General features: G+C 68.1%; 15 protein-coding genes, 1 pseudogene and 1 other annotated feature. Of the genes and pseudogenes, 5 read left to right on the top strand and 11 right to left on the bottom strand.

All coding sequences use genetic code 11. The features are described 5' to 3' along the window. Window positions 1-873: 873 nt before the first annotated feature. From SGUI_RS11260 to SGUI_RS11225, 7 genes and pseudogenes are all read right to left on the bottom strand, one after another. Complete coding sequence (locus SGUI_RS11260) at window positions 874-3,504, bottom strand: RHS repeat domain-containing protein (RefSeq protein WP_066640180.1); 2,631 nt, start codon at window positions 3,502-3,504, stop codon at window positions 874-876. Between the two features lie 20 nt (window positions 3,505-3,524). Beyond that, window positions 3,525-4,822 (bottom strand): annotated as a pseudogene (locus SGUI_RS11255) (IS3 family transposase). Continuing rightward, window positions 4,413-4,541, bottom strand: a sequence feature (AL1L pseudoknot). It overlaps the preceding pseudogene by 129 nt. A gap of 21 nt (window positions 4,823-4,843) precedes the next feature. Continuing rightward, complete coding sequence (locus SGUI_RS11245) at window positions 4,844-6,661, bottom strand: DNRLRE domain-containing protein (RefSeq protein WP_157621820.1); 1,818 nt, start codon at window positions 6,659-6,661, stop codon at window positions 4,844-4,846. Between the two features lie 354 nt (window positions 6,662-7,015). Beyond that, a complete protein-coding gene (locus SGUI_RS11240) occupies window positions 7,016-7,444 on the bottom strand; it encodes an arsenate reductase ArsC (protein ID WP_066640171.1) in 429 nt (142 codons plus the stop codon). Window positions 7,445-7,479: 35 nt separating this feature from the next. Beyond that, entirely contained in the window at window positions 7,480-8,097 is a 618-nt protein-coding gene (locus SGUI_RS11235; protein WP_066640167.1) for an arsenate reductase ArsC, read from the bottom strand. Then, window positions 8,094-9,098: an ACR3 family arsenite efflux transporter gene (arsB, locus tag SGUI_RS11230; protein ID WP_237141507.1), complete on the bottom strand. Its 1,005-nt coding sequence runs from the start codon at window positions 9,096-9,098 to the stop codon at window positions 8,094-8,096. The genes SGUI_RS11235 and arsB overlap by 4 nt, the downstream gene beginning before the upstream one ends. 83 nt (window positions 9,099-9,181) lie before the next feature. After that, window positions 9,182-9,649 (bottom strand): ArsI/CadI family heavy metal resistance metalloenzyme, encoded by a 468-nt coding sequence (locus SGUI_RS11225; RefSeq protein ID WP_066640160.1) that lies wholly within the window; start codon window positions 9,647-9,649, stop codon window positions 9,182-9,184. Between the two features lie 87 nt (window positions 9,650-9,736). Between SGUI_RS11225 and SGUI_RS11220 the strand changes: the two genes are divergently transcribed. After that, window positions 9,737-10,099: an ArsR/SmtB family transcription factor gene (locus SGUI_RS11220; protein WP_066640155.1), complete on the top strand. Its 363-nt coding sequence runs from the start codon at window positions 9,737-9,739 to the stop codon at window positions 10,097-10,099. Window positions 10,100-10,315: 216 nt separating this feature from the next. Here the strand turns inward: SGUI_RS11220 and SGUI_RS11215 are convergent, their stop codons facing one another. From SGUI_RS11215 to SGUI_RS11205, 3 genes are all read right to left on the bottom strand, one after another. Continuing rightward, window positions 10,316-10,504: a hypothetical protein gene (locus tag SGUI_RS11215; protein ID WP_157621819.1), complete on the bottom strand. Its 189-nt coding sequence runs from the start codon at window positions 10,502-10,504 to the stop codon at window positions 10,316-10,318. 358 nt (window positions 10,505-10,862) lie between these two features. Then, window positions 10,863-11,063: a hypothetical protein gene (locus SGUI_RS11210; protein ID WP_066640151.1), complete on the bottom strand. Its 201-nt coding sequence runs from the start codon at window positions 11,061-11,063 to the stop codon at window positions 10,863-10,865. Between the two features lie 99 nt (window positions 11,064-11,162). Further along, a complete protein-coding gene (locus tag SGUI_RS11205) occupies window positions 11,163-11,501 on the bottom strand; it encodes a hypothetical protein (RefSeq protein WP_066640141.1) in 339 nt (112 codons plus the stop codon). A gap of 533 nt (window positions 11,502-12,034) precedes the next feature. Between SGUI_RS11205 and SGUI_RS11200 the strand changes: the two genes are divergently transcribed. The 3 genes from SGUI_RS11200 to SGUI_RS11190 all read left to right on the top strand — a co-directional run bounded on the left by SGUI_RS11200 (window position 12,035) and on the right by SGUI_RS11190 (window position 14,262). Beyond that, on the top strand, window positions 12,035-12,268 hold the full coding sequence (locus SGUI_RS11200; RefSeq protein WP_191090901.1) for a hypothetical protein: 234 nt from the start codon (window positions 12,035-12,037) through the stop codon (window positions 12,266-12,268). 101 nt (window positions 12,269-12,369) lie between these two features. Further along, on the top strand, window positions 12,370-13,587 hold the full coding sequence (locus tag SGUI_RS11195; RefSeq protein ID WP_237141339.1) for a nucleotide disphospho-sugar-binding domain-containing protein: 1,218 nt from the start codon (window positions 12,370-12,372) through the stop codon (window positions 13,585-13,587). Window positions 13,588-13,680: 93 nt separating this feature from the next. Then, window positions 13,681-14,262 carry a dihydrofolate reductase family protein gene (locus tag SGUI_RS11190; protein WP_066640125.1) on the top strand — a complete coding sequence of 194 codons (582 nt, stop codon included), beginning with the start codon at window positions 13,681-13,683 and terminating at the stop codon, window positions 14,260-14,262. Between the two features lie 36 nt (window positions 14,263-14,298). Here the strand turns inward: SGUI_RS11190 and SGUI_RS11185 are convergent, their stop codons facing one another. Then, window positions 14,299-15,528 (bottom strand): MFS transporter, encoded by a 1,230-nt coding sequence (locus tag SGUI_RS11185; RefSeq protein ID WP_066640122.1) that lies wholly within the window; start codon window positions 15,526-15,528, stop codon window positions 14,299-14,301. 164 nt (window positions 15,529-15,692) lie between these two features. Here SGUI_RS11185 and SGUI_RS11180 point away from each other — a divergent pair, with 164 nt between their 5' ends. After that, complete coding sequence (locus SGUI_RS11180) at window positions 15,693-16,439, top strand: class I SAM-dependent methyltransferase (protein WP_066640119.1); 747 nt, start codon at window positions 15,693-15,695, stop codon at window positions 16,437-16,439. The last annotated feature ends 3 nt before the right edge of the window (window positions 16,440-16,442 follow it).

Raw genomic sequence — 16,442 nt, 5'->3', positions numbered from 1 at the left:
GGCCGCTCTGCCGCGTCGCATGGTTGCCGGATCATCCGTCTGGCGCCGTCCTGGTTATCCATGCCAACAGGTCGGTGCCGCTTGGCGGATCAACATACTCCTGTCACGGCCCGAGGGGAAGAGGTCTGTGAAAATTCTTTTCCGTCATGTGGAGTAACGCGGTCGGTTGGGCTGCTCGAAAGTCGCCCCGCTCACGGCTACCGAGCCGCTGACCCTTTCGAGCCGGGCTTTCGAGCACATGCTGTCGGCGCGCCACGGGAGCACGCGGCTGAGCCGCGCGCGGCGGTCCACGACGCCGGCAGTGCGGACACTCTGAGCCGACTCGTCAACTGAGAGCCCCTTCGTCAATCGACAGCCTCCTCGAACAGGCTGTCCGTTGACGAACCGGCTCACAGACGAGACGCCCGGTCAGATCCGGCGTTACCTGACTCGAAAACGGTCGTTACCGAGCCGGTCACTAGCCGGCCATCCATATCGCGGCGTTGACCTGCCCTGAGAAAGGTGAGTTTAAGACGGATGGGTGACACCTCGCGGTGATCGCTGGCTCGGTTTCCTGTGCCTTGGCCCGGCCGGCCAGACGCGAGCTTCAGTCGCGTCCAGTCCCGTGGCGCCCTTCCTGGTTTAGTTCGCGTACCCGAAGGTTCTGCTCTTCCTGCTGCCAAATGCGGTAGCGCACATAAGTAGTACCCCATGCGCCACCCCAGATCAACGCGGCGATGAGTATCACCCAACTCGGGACCGGCAGGTCGTAGGACCCATTCTGGGATATGTCCATACCCACCAAGACACCGGCTATCGGCATGGGCACAACGCCTATCACCAAGTGAAGGAACGCCGTCGTAGGACCCGGGTGGGTCCTCTTAGCCTTGGACCTCATCGACAATCCACTGCAGAGAGGTAACCCCCAATGCCGAGGGAACCCGCAGAGGCCAATACGCCCACTACCTCTGCAGCCGCCGCTGTCCCCCCTGCCGTCGTGACCGCCGTGCCCGCCGCTGCCGCCGCTGCCGCGTTCGTCGCTGCGATCGCCGCTCCAACACCGCTAGCCATCAGCCCGGCTATCCCCAAACCCAGCCCGATGGCACCGGCGATGCAGGTCCCGGACGGCGCGGCGCCGGTGGGGTCGGTTTGGTTGGTGGGGTTGCAGCCGGAGTAGTTGTAGGGCTGGGCTTCGGCGGGTTGCATGGGGTTGATGGCGCGTTCGGCGGGGTCGGTCTGGGCCCATCGGCCGAGGGTGTTGTCGTAGTAGCGCAGGCCGATCTTGTAGTAGCCGTTTCCGGTGACGGAGGTGCCGTCGAGCCATTCGCCGGTGTAGCGCCAGTGGATGAGATCGGTGCCGCCGCCGGAGCCATAGGCGTACTCACCGTAAGGGCCGTACCCGTAGGACTCGGTCCGGTCCCCGGCATCGTCGGTGCCGCCGGTGATGGAGCCCTGGTGGTTGCTCAGGTAGTACCGCCAGGTGTTGTTCTTCGCGCGGTACTCGGCCAGCACCCGCCCGTCGGGGGCGTGCACGTAGTGCCTGGTCCCTTCGGCGGACTGGGTGGAGGAGGTGATCCCGAGCAGGGAGTTCTTGAACGTCCAGCCACCGATCTTGGTGCGTTCGACCTGGGAGGTGCCGTTGTAGGTCGCGGTCTCACTGCCCCGGTTGGAGGCCTCGTGCTCGAGCTGGGTGGCCCGGCCCCGGGTGTCGTAGGTCGCCGCGGCGCCCTCGCTGTTCGCGGTCTGGTTCCCCGCCTGGTCGTAGCTGTACGTGGTCGCTGGCCCGCCGTCCTTGGAGACCGAGGTCAGCTGGTCGGCGTTGTTGTAGGACGCCGTGTAGTCCCAGGTCGACCCGCGCGAGCCGATGGTCCAGGCGGTGCGGTTGGAGTTCGCGTCGTAGCTGTAGGAGTTCTCCTCGAAGATGTCGCCCTCGGAGGTTCCGTAGGAGGACGCGATCCGCCCGTTGGCGTCGTAGGTGTAGTCCAACGAGTAGTCGTAGGTGTCGTCGGTGATGGAGTAGATCGAGTCGGTGCCGTTGTAGTCGTAGTCCCACTGCGTGTACTTGCGATAGTCATCGGCCAGGTTCGGGTCGTCGTAGTAGTGGTCGATCTTCTGGATCCGGCCGTCGGTGTCGTAGTGCTGGGCATCGGTCACCAGGTTCGGGAACTTGACCGCGGCGTAGGTGTGCTCGTAGTAGTCGAAGGTGATCGGGTCCCCGACCGGCGGGGTGATCGAGGCGACGTCGTTCTCGTCGTCATAGGTGTAGCTGGTGGTGCCCCACCCGTTCGTCAACGAGGCCAGGTTGCCCGCCTTGTCGTAGGTGTAGGTGTTGTTGCCCTCGGGCAGCACCTCGTTGGTGACCCGGTTTCGGGCGTCCAACGCCCAGGTGGAGGTCTTCGCGCCGGCGCCGGGGACGGTGTCGATGCGGGTGGTGCGGTTGCCGTTGCCGTCGTAGGTGTACTCGACCTTGTCGGTTCCGGTGACCCCGCTGCGGGTGTAGACCACGGAGGTAACCCGGTCGTTCGCGTCGTAGCTGATGGTCTGCTTCGCGCCGCGCCCGTCGGTGACGGTGCGGACCCGGTCGAAGGAGTCATACGTCATGGTGGTGTCGCCCATCGGTGCTGGCCGGTCCACCTTCGTCATCCGGCACCGCGAGTCATAGGTGTAGGTGGTGACCTGGCCGCGTCCGTCGGTGGCCTGCGCCAGCGACCCGGAGCAGGACTGTGAGGCCGACCGGTAGCTCATCTGCGCCATCACCACCTGGTTCTGCTCCACGCGCGTCATCTCCTGGGAGTTGTTCCACTGGTAGTCCAGTGCTACGCCCTGGGCGTTGGTGTACTTGCTCGGCCGGTCCCCGGTGTTCGGGCTTTCATACTTGAACTCGGACTTGGCGCCGTTGTCGGACTGGATCGACTCGACGTTGTACCCGTCGTAGGACAGGGTGCCCAGCCCACCGGTGTTGTTGGTATAGGTCGTGACCGAGTTGTTGACGTCGTAGGCGTACTCCGTGTCCGGACCGGAACGGGGGGTGCTTGTCTTCTCAAGACGCCCCTGCGTATCGAAGTAGTAGAGCCACTCGTCGTTGCCGTTCGGTTGGGTCACCTCCACCCGGTCGTTGATCGAGCGGTCGTAGGTGGTGACCTTCGGGGAGGCGGTGGTGGAGTCGGCCCACTCCACGGAGGTGAGCTCGTCGTCGGCGTTGTAGCCGTACCGGGTGATGCCGCCTCGGGGGTCGGTGATCGAGGTCAGGTTGTGCTCCGCGTCGTAGCCGTAGCCGGTGGTGGCACCGGTCTGGTCGGTCACCGAGGTCAGGTCCCGCCCGGTGTACCCGTAGGTCACCGACCGCCCGTCCGGGTCGGTGATCGAGGTCACGAACCCATCGGAGTTGTGCGCGAACGTGGTCGTCCCACCGAGGGTGTCGGTGATCGAGGCCAGCTCACCACCGGAGTAGTTCATCGTGATCGTGTTACCGCGCTGGTCCTCGATCTGGTCCAGGGCTGCGCCGTTGTTGAAGTGATACTTCATCCCGGTGAACCGCCCCGGGTTCAGTGGAGAGTCGTGTGTGCTTCGGCGGCGGTCGCCGTCGAAGGGTTGCGGGCAGCGTAGTAGCCGTTCTCGTACGCTGCGGGTGCGAGGTAGTCGCACCAGGAGTGCGGGCGGGTCGTGTTGTACCAGTCGACCCACCGCAGGACTTCGAGCTCGACGTGCTCGAGCGTCTTCCACGGGCCTTGGCGGCGGATGAGCTCGGTCTTGAAGACGCGGTTCAGCGCCTCGGCGGCGGCGTTGTCGTAGGAGTCGCCCTTGGACCCGACCGAGGCCACGATCCCGAGCTCCTCCAGGCGTTCGGTGTAGCGGATGGCTCGATATTGGACTCCGCGGTCGGCGTGGTGGACCAGGCCGGTCAGGTCTCGTCCCTGGCGCTGGCGCTGCCAGACGGCGTGCTCGAGGGCGTCCAGGGCCAGGTCGGTGTGCAACGAGCTGGTGACCCGCCAGCCGACGATGCGCCGGGAGAACAGGTCCATGACGAAGGCGACGTAGACGAACCCGGCCCAGGTCGGCACGTAGGTGATGTCGGCCACCCAGCGGTTGTCCGGTGCCGGGGCGGTGAAGTTCCGGTTCAGCTGGTCGGCCGGGTGGACGTCCTTGCCCGGGATCGTCGTCCGCGGCCGCTTGTGGTCACCGGCGACCGCGCCAACCAGGCCCAGGGCCTTCATCCGCCTGGCCACGGTGCACCGCGCCACCGGCGGGTAGCGGCGCCCGGTGGGCCGGCCGTGCTCGTCGAGGACCTCCTGGCGGTTGAGCACCTTCCACATCTTCATCACCCCGTAGACCTGGTAGTTGGCCTCGTAGGTGGCCTGGATGCGCTCATCGATCGCGGCGTCGGTCAGCGCCCGGTTCGACGGTGGGCGCTTCTTGGCCGCGTAGTAGGTGCTCGGGGCGATCTTGGCACCGGCCTCGGTGAGGACGGTGCAGATCGGCTCGACCCCGAACTGGTCCTTGTGCTCGTCGACGTAGGCGATCAGCGACTTGAGGGGCGGTCGAGCTCCGCCGCGAAAAAAGCCGATGCCGACCGCAGGATCGCATTCGCCCGGCGCAGCTCGCGGTTCTCCTTCTCCAGCTGCACCAACCGCTCGTGGGGGTCAGTCGCCGTTGCGGTCGACCCGGCGGCGGGACCGGGCCCACGGAACCAGTTCCGCAGGGTCGGCCCCGGGATGCCCAGCTGCTCACCCACCTGGCTGCAGGCGCGTTTGACCGGCATCCCCGGATTCTCCCTGATCGTCTCGTTCACCGTGCGGATCGCACGCTCACGCAGCTCGTCGCTGTACTTCCTCGGTGCAGGCATGACTCCACTCTCCCGTAGAGATCAAGACCCTCCACCAAACCCGGGGCGGTTCACGGAGTCGACCAGGTGCACCGTGTAGTCGTTACCGGACCTGGTCAGCTCGGCGTTCAACCCGACCGGCTTGCCGTACTCCTGGTCGGCCCGGTTGTAGGGGAAGGTGATGCGATACCCCGAGGGGCCCTCGAAGAAGGCTTCCTCGTCGTACCCGTTCACCGACAGGCGGATGTCGGAGCCGACGTCCAGGGTCCACCCCGTCCCGGTCTGCCCGGCCCGGGCCGGGTTCACCGCGTCCTCGCGGGAGTTGTAGAACCGGTTCACCGACAGGCCCATGCCGGCGACGCCGGCCAGGGACACATCCGCGCCCTGCACGAACAGGTTGCCGTTGGAGAGGTTGACCGACATCTGGGTCCGGTCGGTCAGCTGCTGGGTGCTCATCGTGTAGTAACCCAGCGAGCCCAGCATCGACTCCCGCCAGGACACCACCAGCTGCGGACGCCGGGCCGGGTCCGAGAACTCACTGGTGTCCAGGTACTTCAGGGAGGACGTGTCCTGCTCGTTGCCCTTCAGCATGAAACCGTGGTTGTCGACCTCGCCCGAGGCCCAGTCCCGCACCACGCCCGAGACCCATATGCGGGCCTGCTCCATGTCACAACCGGACGCACCGGCGCCGATGGTGACGTCGCCAGCCGGGATGTCGGCGAAGCCCGGACCGGGGTAGGTCATCCCCACCGTGGACCACGACTGGGTGACCCGGTGCGCCGTGACCTTACGAGGGGTGCAGTCGATCGAGGTCCGGTTGTTCAGCCGCAGCTGGGCGTAGTCGATCGTCTTGCCCGACAACGACGACAGGTCGAACCGCACGAAACCGCGGCCGATCTTCCCGTTCGGCTGCTTGCCGACGCGCATGAACGAGTACCCCGAGAAGTTCGTGGTCGGGCGGTCGGACTCCACATGGGTGTCCACCACCCCCGAGGTGAACGTCACCGTCGGGTCCACCCGCACCGGGAACACCCGGCCATCCTCCTGCAGCCAGTCGGTGTCGATCGACACCTTCAACCGCGGGGCGTCCTGCGACCCGACGACCTCGATCGTCACATCATCGGAGACCTGACCCTCGGCGTCCTCCATGAACCCGGCCGGGATCACCCCCACGACCTCACCGGCCTCATCCAGGAAATGCACACCCCCACCGGCCTCCACCACCGAAGCACCGTCCACGTCCAGGTCGAAGAAGAACACGCCCGGCACCTGCGCATCGTCCAGGACCAGGTCCTCCTTCACCCCCGTCGCCGTCGGGCTCAGCTGCATCGACACCCCGTCGGTCACGTCCTCGTAGGTGACCGTGTCCCCATCCACGACCCCCTCGCCAGCACCCTCACTGGCAGCGGCCATCAACGACTTCTCCGGCGCCGACGCACGGGCGGCGTCCGCCGCGCCCGACCAGCCCCACCCGACCGACACCCCGTCCTCCAGGTCCACCTGCGCCAGCGACTCATCCTCAGCATCACCGGCCAACGACACCCCCACCGGGGAGGTCTGCGGCACCCACCGGCCACCCTCCCCGACCAGCTCGGTGTCCACATCCACCCACCCCTCGTCGGTGGCCACGTGCACCGGTTCGGTGAACACCCGGGTCTCGAACAGCCCCGGCTCCTCCCCCACGAACGTCTTCGACGTCTCCGTGCGCTGCGCAATGACCTCATCACCCGGCTCGAGCACCGGCCGCTCCAGATCGATATCCACCGCGTCCCGCGGCTCACGCACCTCCCCCACCGGCGCCTCCTCCGAGGCGTACGGCCCCTCCCACGGCTCAGCCGGGTCACCCTCGGCCGCTAGCACCGGAAGAGCAGAACCACCCCCCACCAGCACCACCGACAACACCCCAGCCAGCACGCTACGAACACCCATCAACAATCACTACCCCATCGTCTAGCCACGCACCGTTGCGTGACACTTGCGAGTACCCAACATCACAACCACATCCCCAAGCAAGGACCAAGAAGTAACAATCAGGCAAAGAACCGCAGGTGGAGCGGTAGCGTGCGACTCGAAAGGGGTCGTCACCGAGCCAGGCCCCCGGGCCGCGGCAACTCCTGAAACAGGACGTTGTATCGGTGGAGTGCCGGCCACCGCCGCGGCGGGCTTTCGCACCGCCGCGTGGCGCGGGGGTGCAGGTCGTGAGCCGGGGTTGTTCTATCCGTGCTGGGTCGAGGCGGTGGCGCCCAGGGAGGCCAGCAGGTCGACGACGCGCTGACGGATGGCGTCCCGGATGGGGCGCACGGCATCGATTCCTCGGCCTGCGGGGTCATCCAGCGACCAGTCCTCGTAACGCTTGCCGGGGTAGATGGGGCAGGCGTCGCCGCACCCCATGGTGATGACGACGTCGGAGCGGTGGACGGAGTCGGTGGTGAGGACGGTGGGTCGGGCCTGGCTGATGTCGATGCCGACCTCGCGCATGGCCTCGACCGCGGCGGGGTTGATCTCGTCAGCCGGCGCGGACCCGGCGGACCGGACCTCGACGGCGTCGCCGGCGAGGTGGGTCAGCCAGGCCTGGGCCATCTGGGAGCGGCCGGCGTTGTGCACGCAGACGAATAGGACTGAGGGGCGGGGGCTGCTGGTCATCGGGTGCTCCTGGAGCGGGGTCGATGTCGAGTGGGTCAGTCGAGGACTTCGCGCAGGAGCGCGGTGACGCGGGCCTGGATGTCGTCGCGGATGTCGCGCACCGCGGCCAGGTTGGCGCCGTCGGGGTCGGCGACGGTCCAGTCCTCGTAGCGGCGGCCCGGGTAGACCGGGCAGGCGTCACCGCAGCCCATGGTGACGATGACGTCGGCGGCGCGCGTCACCGAGTCGGTCAGAGGCTTGGGGTATGCCTCGGTCAGGGCGATCCCTCGTTCCGCCAGGGCCTGGACGACCAGCGGGTTGAGCTGCTGGGAGGGCTGCGAACCGGCCGATCGCACGTGCACCCGCCCGTTGGACAGGTGCTCGGCCAGCGCTGCGGCCATCTGGGAGCGTCCGGCGTTGTGCACACACACGAAGAGCAGCTCGGGGACTTTCTTGGTGAGGCGCCCCTCCGCCTGGGCCGCCGCGCTCAGCCGTTCCCGTGCGTCCTTAGCCACGAGCACGGGAAGGAACGTGGGGATCGTCGAGACGTTCTCCAGCTGCTGCCGGGCCTGGTCCACCGCGAGCTGGACCGACTCCCGGGAGAAGGTTCCCTCGTAGGAGTACGTCAGGTCCTCGACGATGGCGGTGTAGGCATCGGGCCGGGATGAGGTCATGGTCTTTCCTGGGCGGATCGTGGGTGAGGAGTGCCGGCTCGGCGTCGCAGGGCCAGCGACACGTAGACGAGGGCGACGAGGACGGGTACCTCGATGAGGGGGCCGACGACGCCGGCCAAGGCCTGGCCGGAGGTGACCCCGAAGGTGGCGACGGCGACGGCGATGGCGAGCTCGAAGTTGTTTCCGGCGGCGGTGAAGGCCAGGGTCGTGGTCCGCTCGTAGCCGAGCCCCAGGGCGTTCCCAAGGACGTAGCCACCGCCCCACATGATGGTGAAGTAGGCCAGGAGCGGGATGGCGATCCGGGCGACGTCGAGGGGCTGGCTGGTGATGCGCTCTCCCTGCAGCGCGAAGAGCAGGACGATCGTGAAGAGCAGCCCGAGCAGGGCGAACGGGGAGATGCGTGGCAGGAACACGCCCTCGTACCAGGCTCGGCCCCTGGTCCGCTCGCCGATGGCGCGGGAGAGGTAGCCGGCGAGCAGGGGGACGCCGAGGAACACCAGCACGGAGACGGCGATCTGGAGGAAGGAGACCTCCAGGGCGCTCTGCTCGAGCCCGAGCCACCCGGGCAGGACGGTCAGGTAGAACCACCCGAGGCCGGCGAAGGCGACGATCTGGAACAGCGAGTTGAGGGCGACCAGCAGGGCCGCGGCCTCCCGGTCACCGCAGGCCAGGTCGTTCCAGATGATGACCATCGCGATGCAGCGAGCGAGCCCGACGATGATGAGGCCGGTGCGGTACTCCGGCAGGTCGGGCAGCATCAGCCACGCGAGGGCGAACATCAGGGCGGGGCCGAGCACCCAGTTGAGGACCAGCGACCCGGCCATGAGACGCCGGTCCGAGGTCACGGCCCCCAGGCGGTCATAGCGGACCTTGGCCAGCGGCGGGTACATCATGACGAGCAGGCCGATGGCGATGGGGAGCGAGATGCCGTGCAGCTGCACCGCGTCGAGCGCCGCGCCCAGGCCCGGGACCGTGCGGCCGAGGGCCAGACCCAGGACCATGGCGACACCGATCCAGACGGGCAGGTACCTGTCGAGGGTGGACAGCCTGCCGGTCACCTGCTCCGGTGCGGTTTGGACGCTCGTCACGCCTCGACGCCCGAGGCCGGGCAGCACCCCGGCGAAGATTCGAGGACCGGCCGGGAGGCGGTGGCCGGCTGCGCGTCCGCGGGGTTCTCGTCCTTGACGACGTAGACCTCCCACGGTGCACCCGCCGGGTCGTGCACCCACACCTTGTCCTGCAGGGCGTAGCAGCAGGTGGTGTCGTTCTCGTCGAAGGTGGCCAGACCGCTGTCACTCAGCCGGGTGCGGGCCCCCGCCACCTCCTCCACGCTGTCGACCTCGACCCCGAGGTGGTTCAGGGCGCCCTTGGCTCCGGTGCCGCGGGCGGCGCTGTCGGTCTGGATGAGCACCAGCTTCAGCGGGGGCTCGGTGATGGCGAAGTTGGCGTAGCCCGGGCGGCGTTTGTGCGGGCCGACCCCGAAGAGGGTGGAGTAGAAGTCGACGGACGCGTCGAGGTCGACGACGTCGAGGGCGAGCTGCACGCGGCTCATGAAGAGCTTCCTTCCGGACGAAGCATATCGACACTGATCGATGTGATGATCCTGGCACTCTAGATTGACGTGTGTCAATATGGCGGTATGACCATTGCCCCAGCGCCCGACGGCCGCGCACAGCTCGCCCAGGCCGTCGAGCACTGCTGCGCCACCGAGGGCAGCTCGCCCATCACCCGTGAGGACGCCGACCTCGTCGCCCGTCTTCTCAAGGCTGTCGCCGACCCCGTCCGCCTGCAGATCCTCGGGATCGTGCGCTGCTCACCCGGGATGGAAGTGTGCGCCTGCGACTTGCCCGCGCCTCTTGGCATCGCCCAGCCCACCGTGAGCCACCACCTCAAGATCCTGGTCGGGGCCGGGCTGCTCACCCGTGAGCGTCGTGGTCAGTGGGCGTGGTTCACCCTGGAGCCGGACCGGCTCTCGCTGGCCCGGCGCGCCCTGGAGGTCTGATCAACCTTCGGTCCTTCACGACTCACGCAGCAGAGGCGAGTTGCTCGCTGCGGAGCCGTGTTTAGCTTCGTGCCAAGCGGCGGTCAGCGACTCGAAAAGGGTCGTTTTTGAGCCAACTTGTCTGGTGGCCTGGCAGAGGCGGCAGTTTCCTTACACCGAGGGTGCCACCGCTGCGGCCGACGGCTGGAGCGCCCATCTCCAGTTGCACCGGCGGTGCTAATACCGAAAAGCCGCCACAAAAATCAAAACAGCCGCTGCAAAGAAAAGGACCGCAGCGCCGAACATTGGCGCAGCCATTACCCGCGCTTCCCCGTCCTTGCGTTTCTTCCTGAATGCAAAGATGATCGTGCCCAACGCCACCGCCTCTAGCACGAAGGCGACGATCATCATCGTCGATGGATCCATACCGAACATCCTATGCAGCCCCGCAGCAGGGTCACGAGAACCACGTGCTTCCCCCGGTATCCACAGAGTCTCCGAGAGCTGCGGCTCATCCGAGCCTGAGACGGACCGTCGGAGCGTCACCACGCCCCGACGGAGGTCCACTACCAGTGGCTCGGACGATCCTCATCCCGTCCAGGAGGCACCATCATCGCGACGTTCCCGCAGTCTGCGCAGCGGTAGCTTCGCCGGATCTGCAGCTCTGCCGCTCCACCAACGTGATCGAACTCAGTCTCGTCCCCTTCCACTAGCCGCAGATTCTCCCCTCCGCAGTCGCGGCACTGATGCCCACCTGACGAGCGACCCATACCTGAGACGAACATCAGTCGTTCTCATCTTGGGAGGCTTTGACTGGGCTGCGCCGGAAGAAGGTCAGGTAACCCAGACTCAAGAGCGCGCTCACAGCGACGAGAACCCACCCATAGGTGAACAGGCTTTCGCCCGGAGAACTCGAAAGGACCATAGCGATGCCAAGAAAGAGCGCGAGCAGATGCGGAATGACATAATGCCGGTATCTCCGCATCGCATCAACTCCTCGCTGACACCGCTGTTCAGCGTACCCGGCTCATCCCGTGGCGGCCCCGAACTTCCTCGCGTCATCTGGGTGTCGAGCTCGCCAGCCCTAGAGCGGAGGCACCTGATAGGTGTCGACCTTCCAGTTCCAGGTGGTCATGTCGTGCGGGTCCAGGTTCAGCAGCGAGTTGACCACCATCGCCATGAGCACGTCGGAGACCTCCACCCACAGACCATCACGGTCGGGCAGTATGCCGTCCTCGTCAGGGATGGGTTCGGCGTTGGCCACCCAGGTCCAGAAGGGCGCCTCGAACTCAGGTGGGTCGCCTACCTGGATGCCGGTGTCGGACTCGTCCAGCCCATAGCTCAGCCGTCGCGTGAGGACGCCACGACTCCACCAGTCGAACTCCTCCCACCCGACCCTGGTGTTGCGGGCGACGTGCCTCATCTCGCCGGCAGTGATAACCGTTGGCCCGTCCGCACGGGCTGCACGGGGATGCTCGCAGAGCGTGGTACTCCTCCACCGCTGACCGGGGGCCGCCCTTGGGCCGCAGCCACTGCACGATGTCGAAGTTGTCCGCCACGGGCGGGAACTCGTCGATCGGCTCCTTCGGGTCTCCTCCGCGCATGACGCACACCTTAGGTTCAGCTCGATGACGTGGGCCGACGCGCGAGCCCTAGGGTTGAAGGCGTGGCCGACGTCGTCCCGATCCTCGCTCTGGTGCCTGCTGTCCTGGGCATCTTGTGGGCAGTCGTGGTGGTGCACGAGGGTGGGCACTACCTGCTCGGCTACTGCTTGGGCGTCCCCGCATCAGACATGAGGATCCGGCTCGGCCGCCCTCGTTCGTCGCTCTGCGCCACGGCCAGCAATGGGTCTCCCCCGACGACGACGAGTACGCCCCGGCCTTCGTGCGCCACAATCCGTCGCGGTCCGCCGCCTGGCTGTTCGTCGCCGGAGGGTTCTTGGTCGAGACCGCTCTCGTGCTGCTGCTGGTGCTCACCCTTCACGACCACCGCGTCCTTGCACTACTGGTGCTCGGCGCCAGTTCCTTCGTCTTCGTGCTCTACCTCCTTCTCGACGTCATCGCCTCAGCACGTGGCGGGACGGCCGCCGGTGATGCCAGCGCGATGTGGCGCCTGTCCGTCCCCGCCACGTTGGCCGCGCTCGTCAGCGTGAGCTTCCTCCGCGTGATCTCTCTCGTCCACCTGCTGTGAACCAGGCACGACGGTCACCGCGCCGGGCGTGGCAGCATCGAGGGTGACGAAAGGCCGTCATGCCTCGCATTCTTGTCTGTGTCCAGCCCGCTCGTGGCCACGTGGGCCCGACGGCACCGATCGTCCGCGCCCTGGTGGAGCGTGGCCACGAGGTCACCGTCATCACGGGGCAGCGGTACCGGCATACCTTCGACTCGCTCGGTGCGCGCACGACGCCCCTGCCACCCGAGGTCGATTTCGACGACACCGACCTCGACGGCTCCATCCCCGGCCGCGCGGGCCTGTCCGGCCTGCGGCTCGCGCGCTTCGACCTCACCCGGTTCGTCGAGGCCATGCCGCACCAGCTGCGGGTCGTGGACGAGGAGCTCGACCGCAGCCCGGTCGACGTCGTGCTCTGCGACCCCCTCTTCCTCGCCGGTATGCCTCTGGTCCTGCGACCGCGCACCGAGCGACCACGGGTGCTGGCCCTGGGCTTCCTGCCGCTCATGGCCCCGCTACCTGCGCTTCCCCCGCCAACCAACCCGCTGGCCTCCGCACGCAACGCGGCGATCCGGCGCGTGGCACGCCGCTTCCTGCGGCCGATCACGCGCCTGGCGCACGAGCAGGTGCGCGCGCTCACGGGCGTCGGCACCGATCTCCTCCCCTTCGACTGGCCGACCCGGAGCGAGGGCATCCTGCAGATGACCGCCCCCGGCTTCGAGTATCCGCGGACCACGGCCGACGTCCCCGCCCCGATCCACTTCGTCGGTCCCACGACGACCAGCGCCACCACCGACCACCCGCTACCCCCGTGGTGGGAGGACCTCGACGGCGACCGGCCCGTCGTCCACGTCACCCAGGGGACCATCGCCAACGCCGACCTCGGTCAGCTCCTCGAACCCACCATCGCCGGCCTCGCCGACGCGGACGTCCTGGTCGTCGCCACCACCTGCGGTGGCACGCTGAGCGTGGACCCGCTGCCCGACAACGTCCGCGTCGCCGACTTCCTCCCCTACGACGAGCTGCTGCCGCGCTGCGACGTCATGGTCACCAACGGCGGCTACGGCGGGGTCAACCACGCCCTGAGGTATGCCGTGCCCCTCGTCTGCGTGGGCGCCTCGGAGGACAAGCGCGACGTCGCGGCCCGGGTCACCTGGTCCGGGGTGGGCGTCGGCATCTCCCGACCCTCGCTCACCCCGCGCGCCGCGCGCCGCGCGGTCGATCGCGTCCTGGCGGGCACGGCATACCGCAGCAGGGCCCGGGAGCTCGCCGACCAGATCGCCGCCGGACCGAGCACGGACGAGGTCGTCGCGCTGATCTGTGGACCGGACCCGACCTGAGGTGGCCCGCGGGTCGCGAGATGAGTCGGTGGACCCGGACGGGTCTACCTCCACGAAAGAGACCTTCTCGATGCAACCTCTGGAGGCAGCACGATGATCGCCGCAAACCTCAGCGTCTCGGTCGACGGCTACTTCGCCGGCCCGGGAGCCGGGCCGCAGCAGACCCTGGGCCAGGGCGGGGAGGTGCTCCACGGGTGGTTCGCCCACGACGTCGCCGACCGGGACCAGCTCAGCGCTGAAGACGTGCTCCGTCCGGAGCTCGAGCGCGCCGGCGCCCTCGTCATGGGTCGCGACAGCTACGAGACCGCGGAGGCCGCATGGGGACCGCATCCCCCGTTCGAGAACCCGATCTTCGTGCTCACCCACCGACCCAGGGAGGATGACGTCCGCGAGGGCTCGACCTTCACCTTCGTGACCGACGGGTTCGACGCCGCCATCGAACGAGCACGCGCAGCGGCAGGCGAGAAGGACGTCATGCTGCACGGCGGCACGTCGATCCAGCAGGGCCTGCGCGCCGGCATCCTCGACGAGCTGCAGCTGCACGTCGTCCCTGTCCTGCTGACGCAAGGACGCTGGCTGTGGGAGGACATCGGCGACCTGCCGATCGAGCTGGAGCCGGTGCGCACGCTCGAGGGCGTCGGCGTCACCCATCTGAAGTACCGGGTCCGGCGCTAGTCGGGACCCGGCGCTCCGGCGGATGCTCCCCGCGGGCTACGGGCGGGCGGCCAACCGGTCCGCTCCCGCTCCGTGGGCCATGAGCCGGTTGAGGCGCTCGGACATGAGCAGGCCGAGGGCCACCAGCGCGAGGAGGAACAGCGGGAGGGTCCAGGTGCCGACCCACGTCGAGAGCAGACCGAACAGAGGTGGGGCCAGGGTGGAGCCGGTGTAGGCGGCGGCCATCTGGATGCCGATGATCGCCTGGGAGTTGCGGTGGCCGAAGTTGGCCGGCGTGGAGTGGATGATCGCCGGGTAGATGGGCGCGCATCCGAGCCCTGCCACGACGAGGCCGACGAGCGCCAGGAGGTTCGTCCCGACGGGCAGGGCGAGCAGGAGGGCGCCGAGCCCGACCACGGCGAACCCGCCTCGCAGCAGCTGCTTGTCACCGATGCGGTCGGCGAAGAAGCCGGCCAGGAAGCGGCCGGCGGTGATGCCGAGCAGGAACAGCGAGGCGAAGGTGGCCGCCGTGGCAGCCGCGACTCCCCGATCCTCGACCAGGTAGGTCGAGGCCCAGAGGATCGCGGTGCTCTCCAGCGCGCAGTAGGCGAAGAAGGCGACCAGGATCGGGACGACGCCCGGGATCCTCAGCGCGTGCGCCAGCAGCACGGGAGCATCGTCCTGGCCCCGTGACCCGTCCTCGTCCTCGGACCCGCCCTCCGGCACCTCCGGCTTCGGGGTGGCCCTGCCCCACAGGGACAGGCTCGCGATGAGCACGAACGTGAACGCGACCTGGATCCCGCCGACGACGAGGTAGGCGGTCTCCCAGCCCCGACCGACGCCCAGGAAGTAGCCCATGATGAAGGGGCTGATCGAGGCGCCGACGCCCCAGAAGCTGTGCAGCCAGTTCATGTGCCGGGCGGCGTAGTGCAGGGCCACGTAGTTGTTCAGTGCCGCGTCCACGGCACCGGCGCCCAGCCCGTAGGGCACGGCCCACAGGCACAGCATCCAGAACGAGCCGGAGAAGGAGAAGCCCACCAGGGCGGTGGCCGTCATCCCCACGCTGACGGCGGTGACCGGACCCACGCCATACCGGCGGGTGATCCGCTCCGACCCGAGGCTGGAGATGATCGTGCCGCCGGCGATGATCATCGTCACCACACCCGCGAAGGCCACCGGGACGCCCAGGTCCTGGTGCATCACCGGCCAGCCGGCGCCGACCAGCGCGTCCGGCAGCCCGAGGCTGATGAACGCGATGTAGATGATCGCCAGCAGGAGCGAGTACACGGCGGGTGGTCTGCCTTCCCAGGGGTGTGGACACGGCAACAGTAGGCGCCTCCCACCGCAGGGTCGCCACCCAGGCGGGCGTGCCCCTCGGTGCGATGACGTACTGCTTCGCCGCCGGCAAAGTCGGTTGACGTGCCCTGCGTCTGCGGCGAGGGTGCCTGCTCATGGATGCCGCCGACTTCTACACCGGTCTGGTCGCCGAGCTCTACCACCCGCTGAAGGCGCACTCCTTCGACGCCGCCCCCTACCGCTCCTTCATCGAGCGGTGGGGCGAGCCGGCGCTCGAGCTGGGGTGCGGTGACGGAGAGCCGCTGCTCGACCTGCGGGCATTCGGCCTGGAGGTCGACGGTGTCGACTCCTCCGCGGACATGCTCGAGCGGTGCGCGCGAGAGGCGCAGGAACGTGGGTTGGAGGTGATGCTGCATCACCAGCGGATGGAGGACCTCACCCTGCCGCGTCGCTACCGCAGCATCTTCCTCGCCGGCCCGACCCTCACCCTGCTGCCGGACGACGCCACCGCCGGGCGCGCGCTGGACGCGATCTCCCGGCACCTGCACCCCGACGGACGCGCCCTCGTCCCCGTCTCGGAGCCGGCGCCCACCCCGCCCGAGACGATCGGCAGCGTGCGGCGGTCCGTCGCCCCGGACGGGTCGGTCATCCGCGTGGCGGTCCTCGGAGCGAGGCGGGACGAGCACACCCGTACCCAGGTCACGACTCTCCGCTACGAACGCGAGCAGGACGGGCGGACCCAGCGCCTCGACCGCGACTGGACGCTCCACTGGTACCCGCGCGACGTCCTCACCGGGCTCGTCGCCGCGGCCGGCCTCACGATCGACGAGGTCACCGGCCCGGACGGTCAGCCCGCCTCCGACACCGAGACCGACGTGCAGCTCGTCCTGAGGCAGCGCTGAGGA

The sequence above is a fragment of the Serinicoccus hydrothermalis genome (genome assembly GCF_001685415.1).
In the GTDB taxonomy this organism is placed as follows: Bacteria; Actinomycetota; Actinomycetes; order Actinomycetales; family Dermatophilaceae; genus Ornithinicoccus; species Ornithinicoccus hydrothermalis.
Note: the sequence above shows the minus strand (reverse complement) of the source record. Positions and strands in the feature narration are given on the sequence as shown.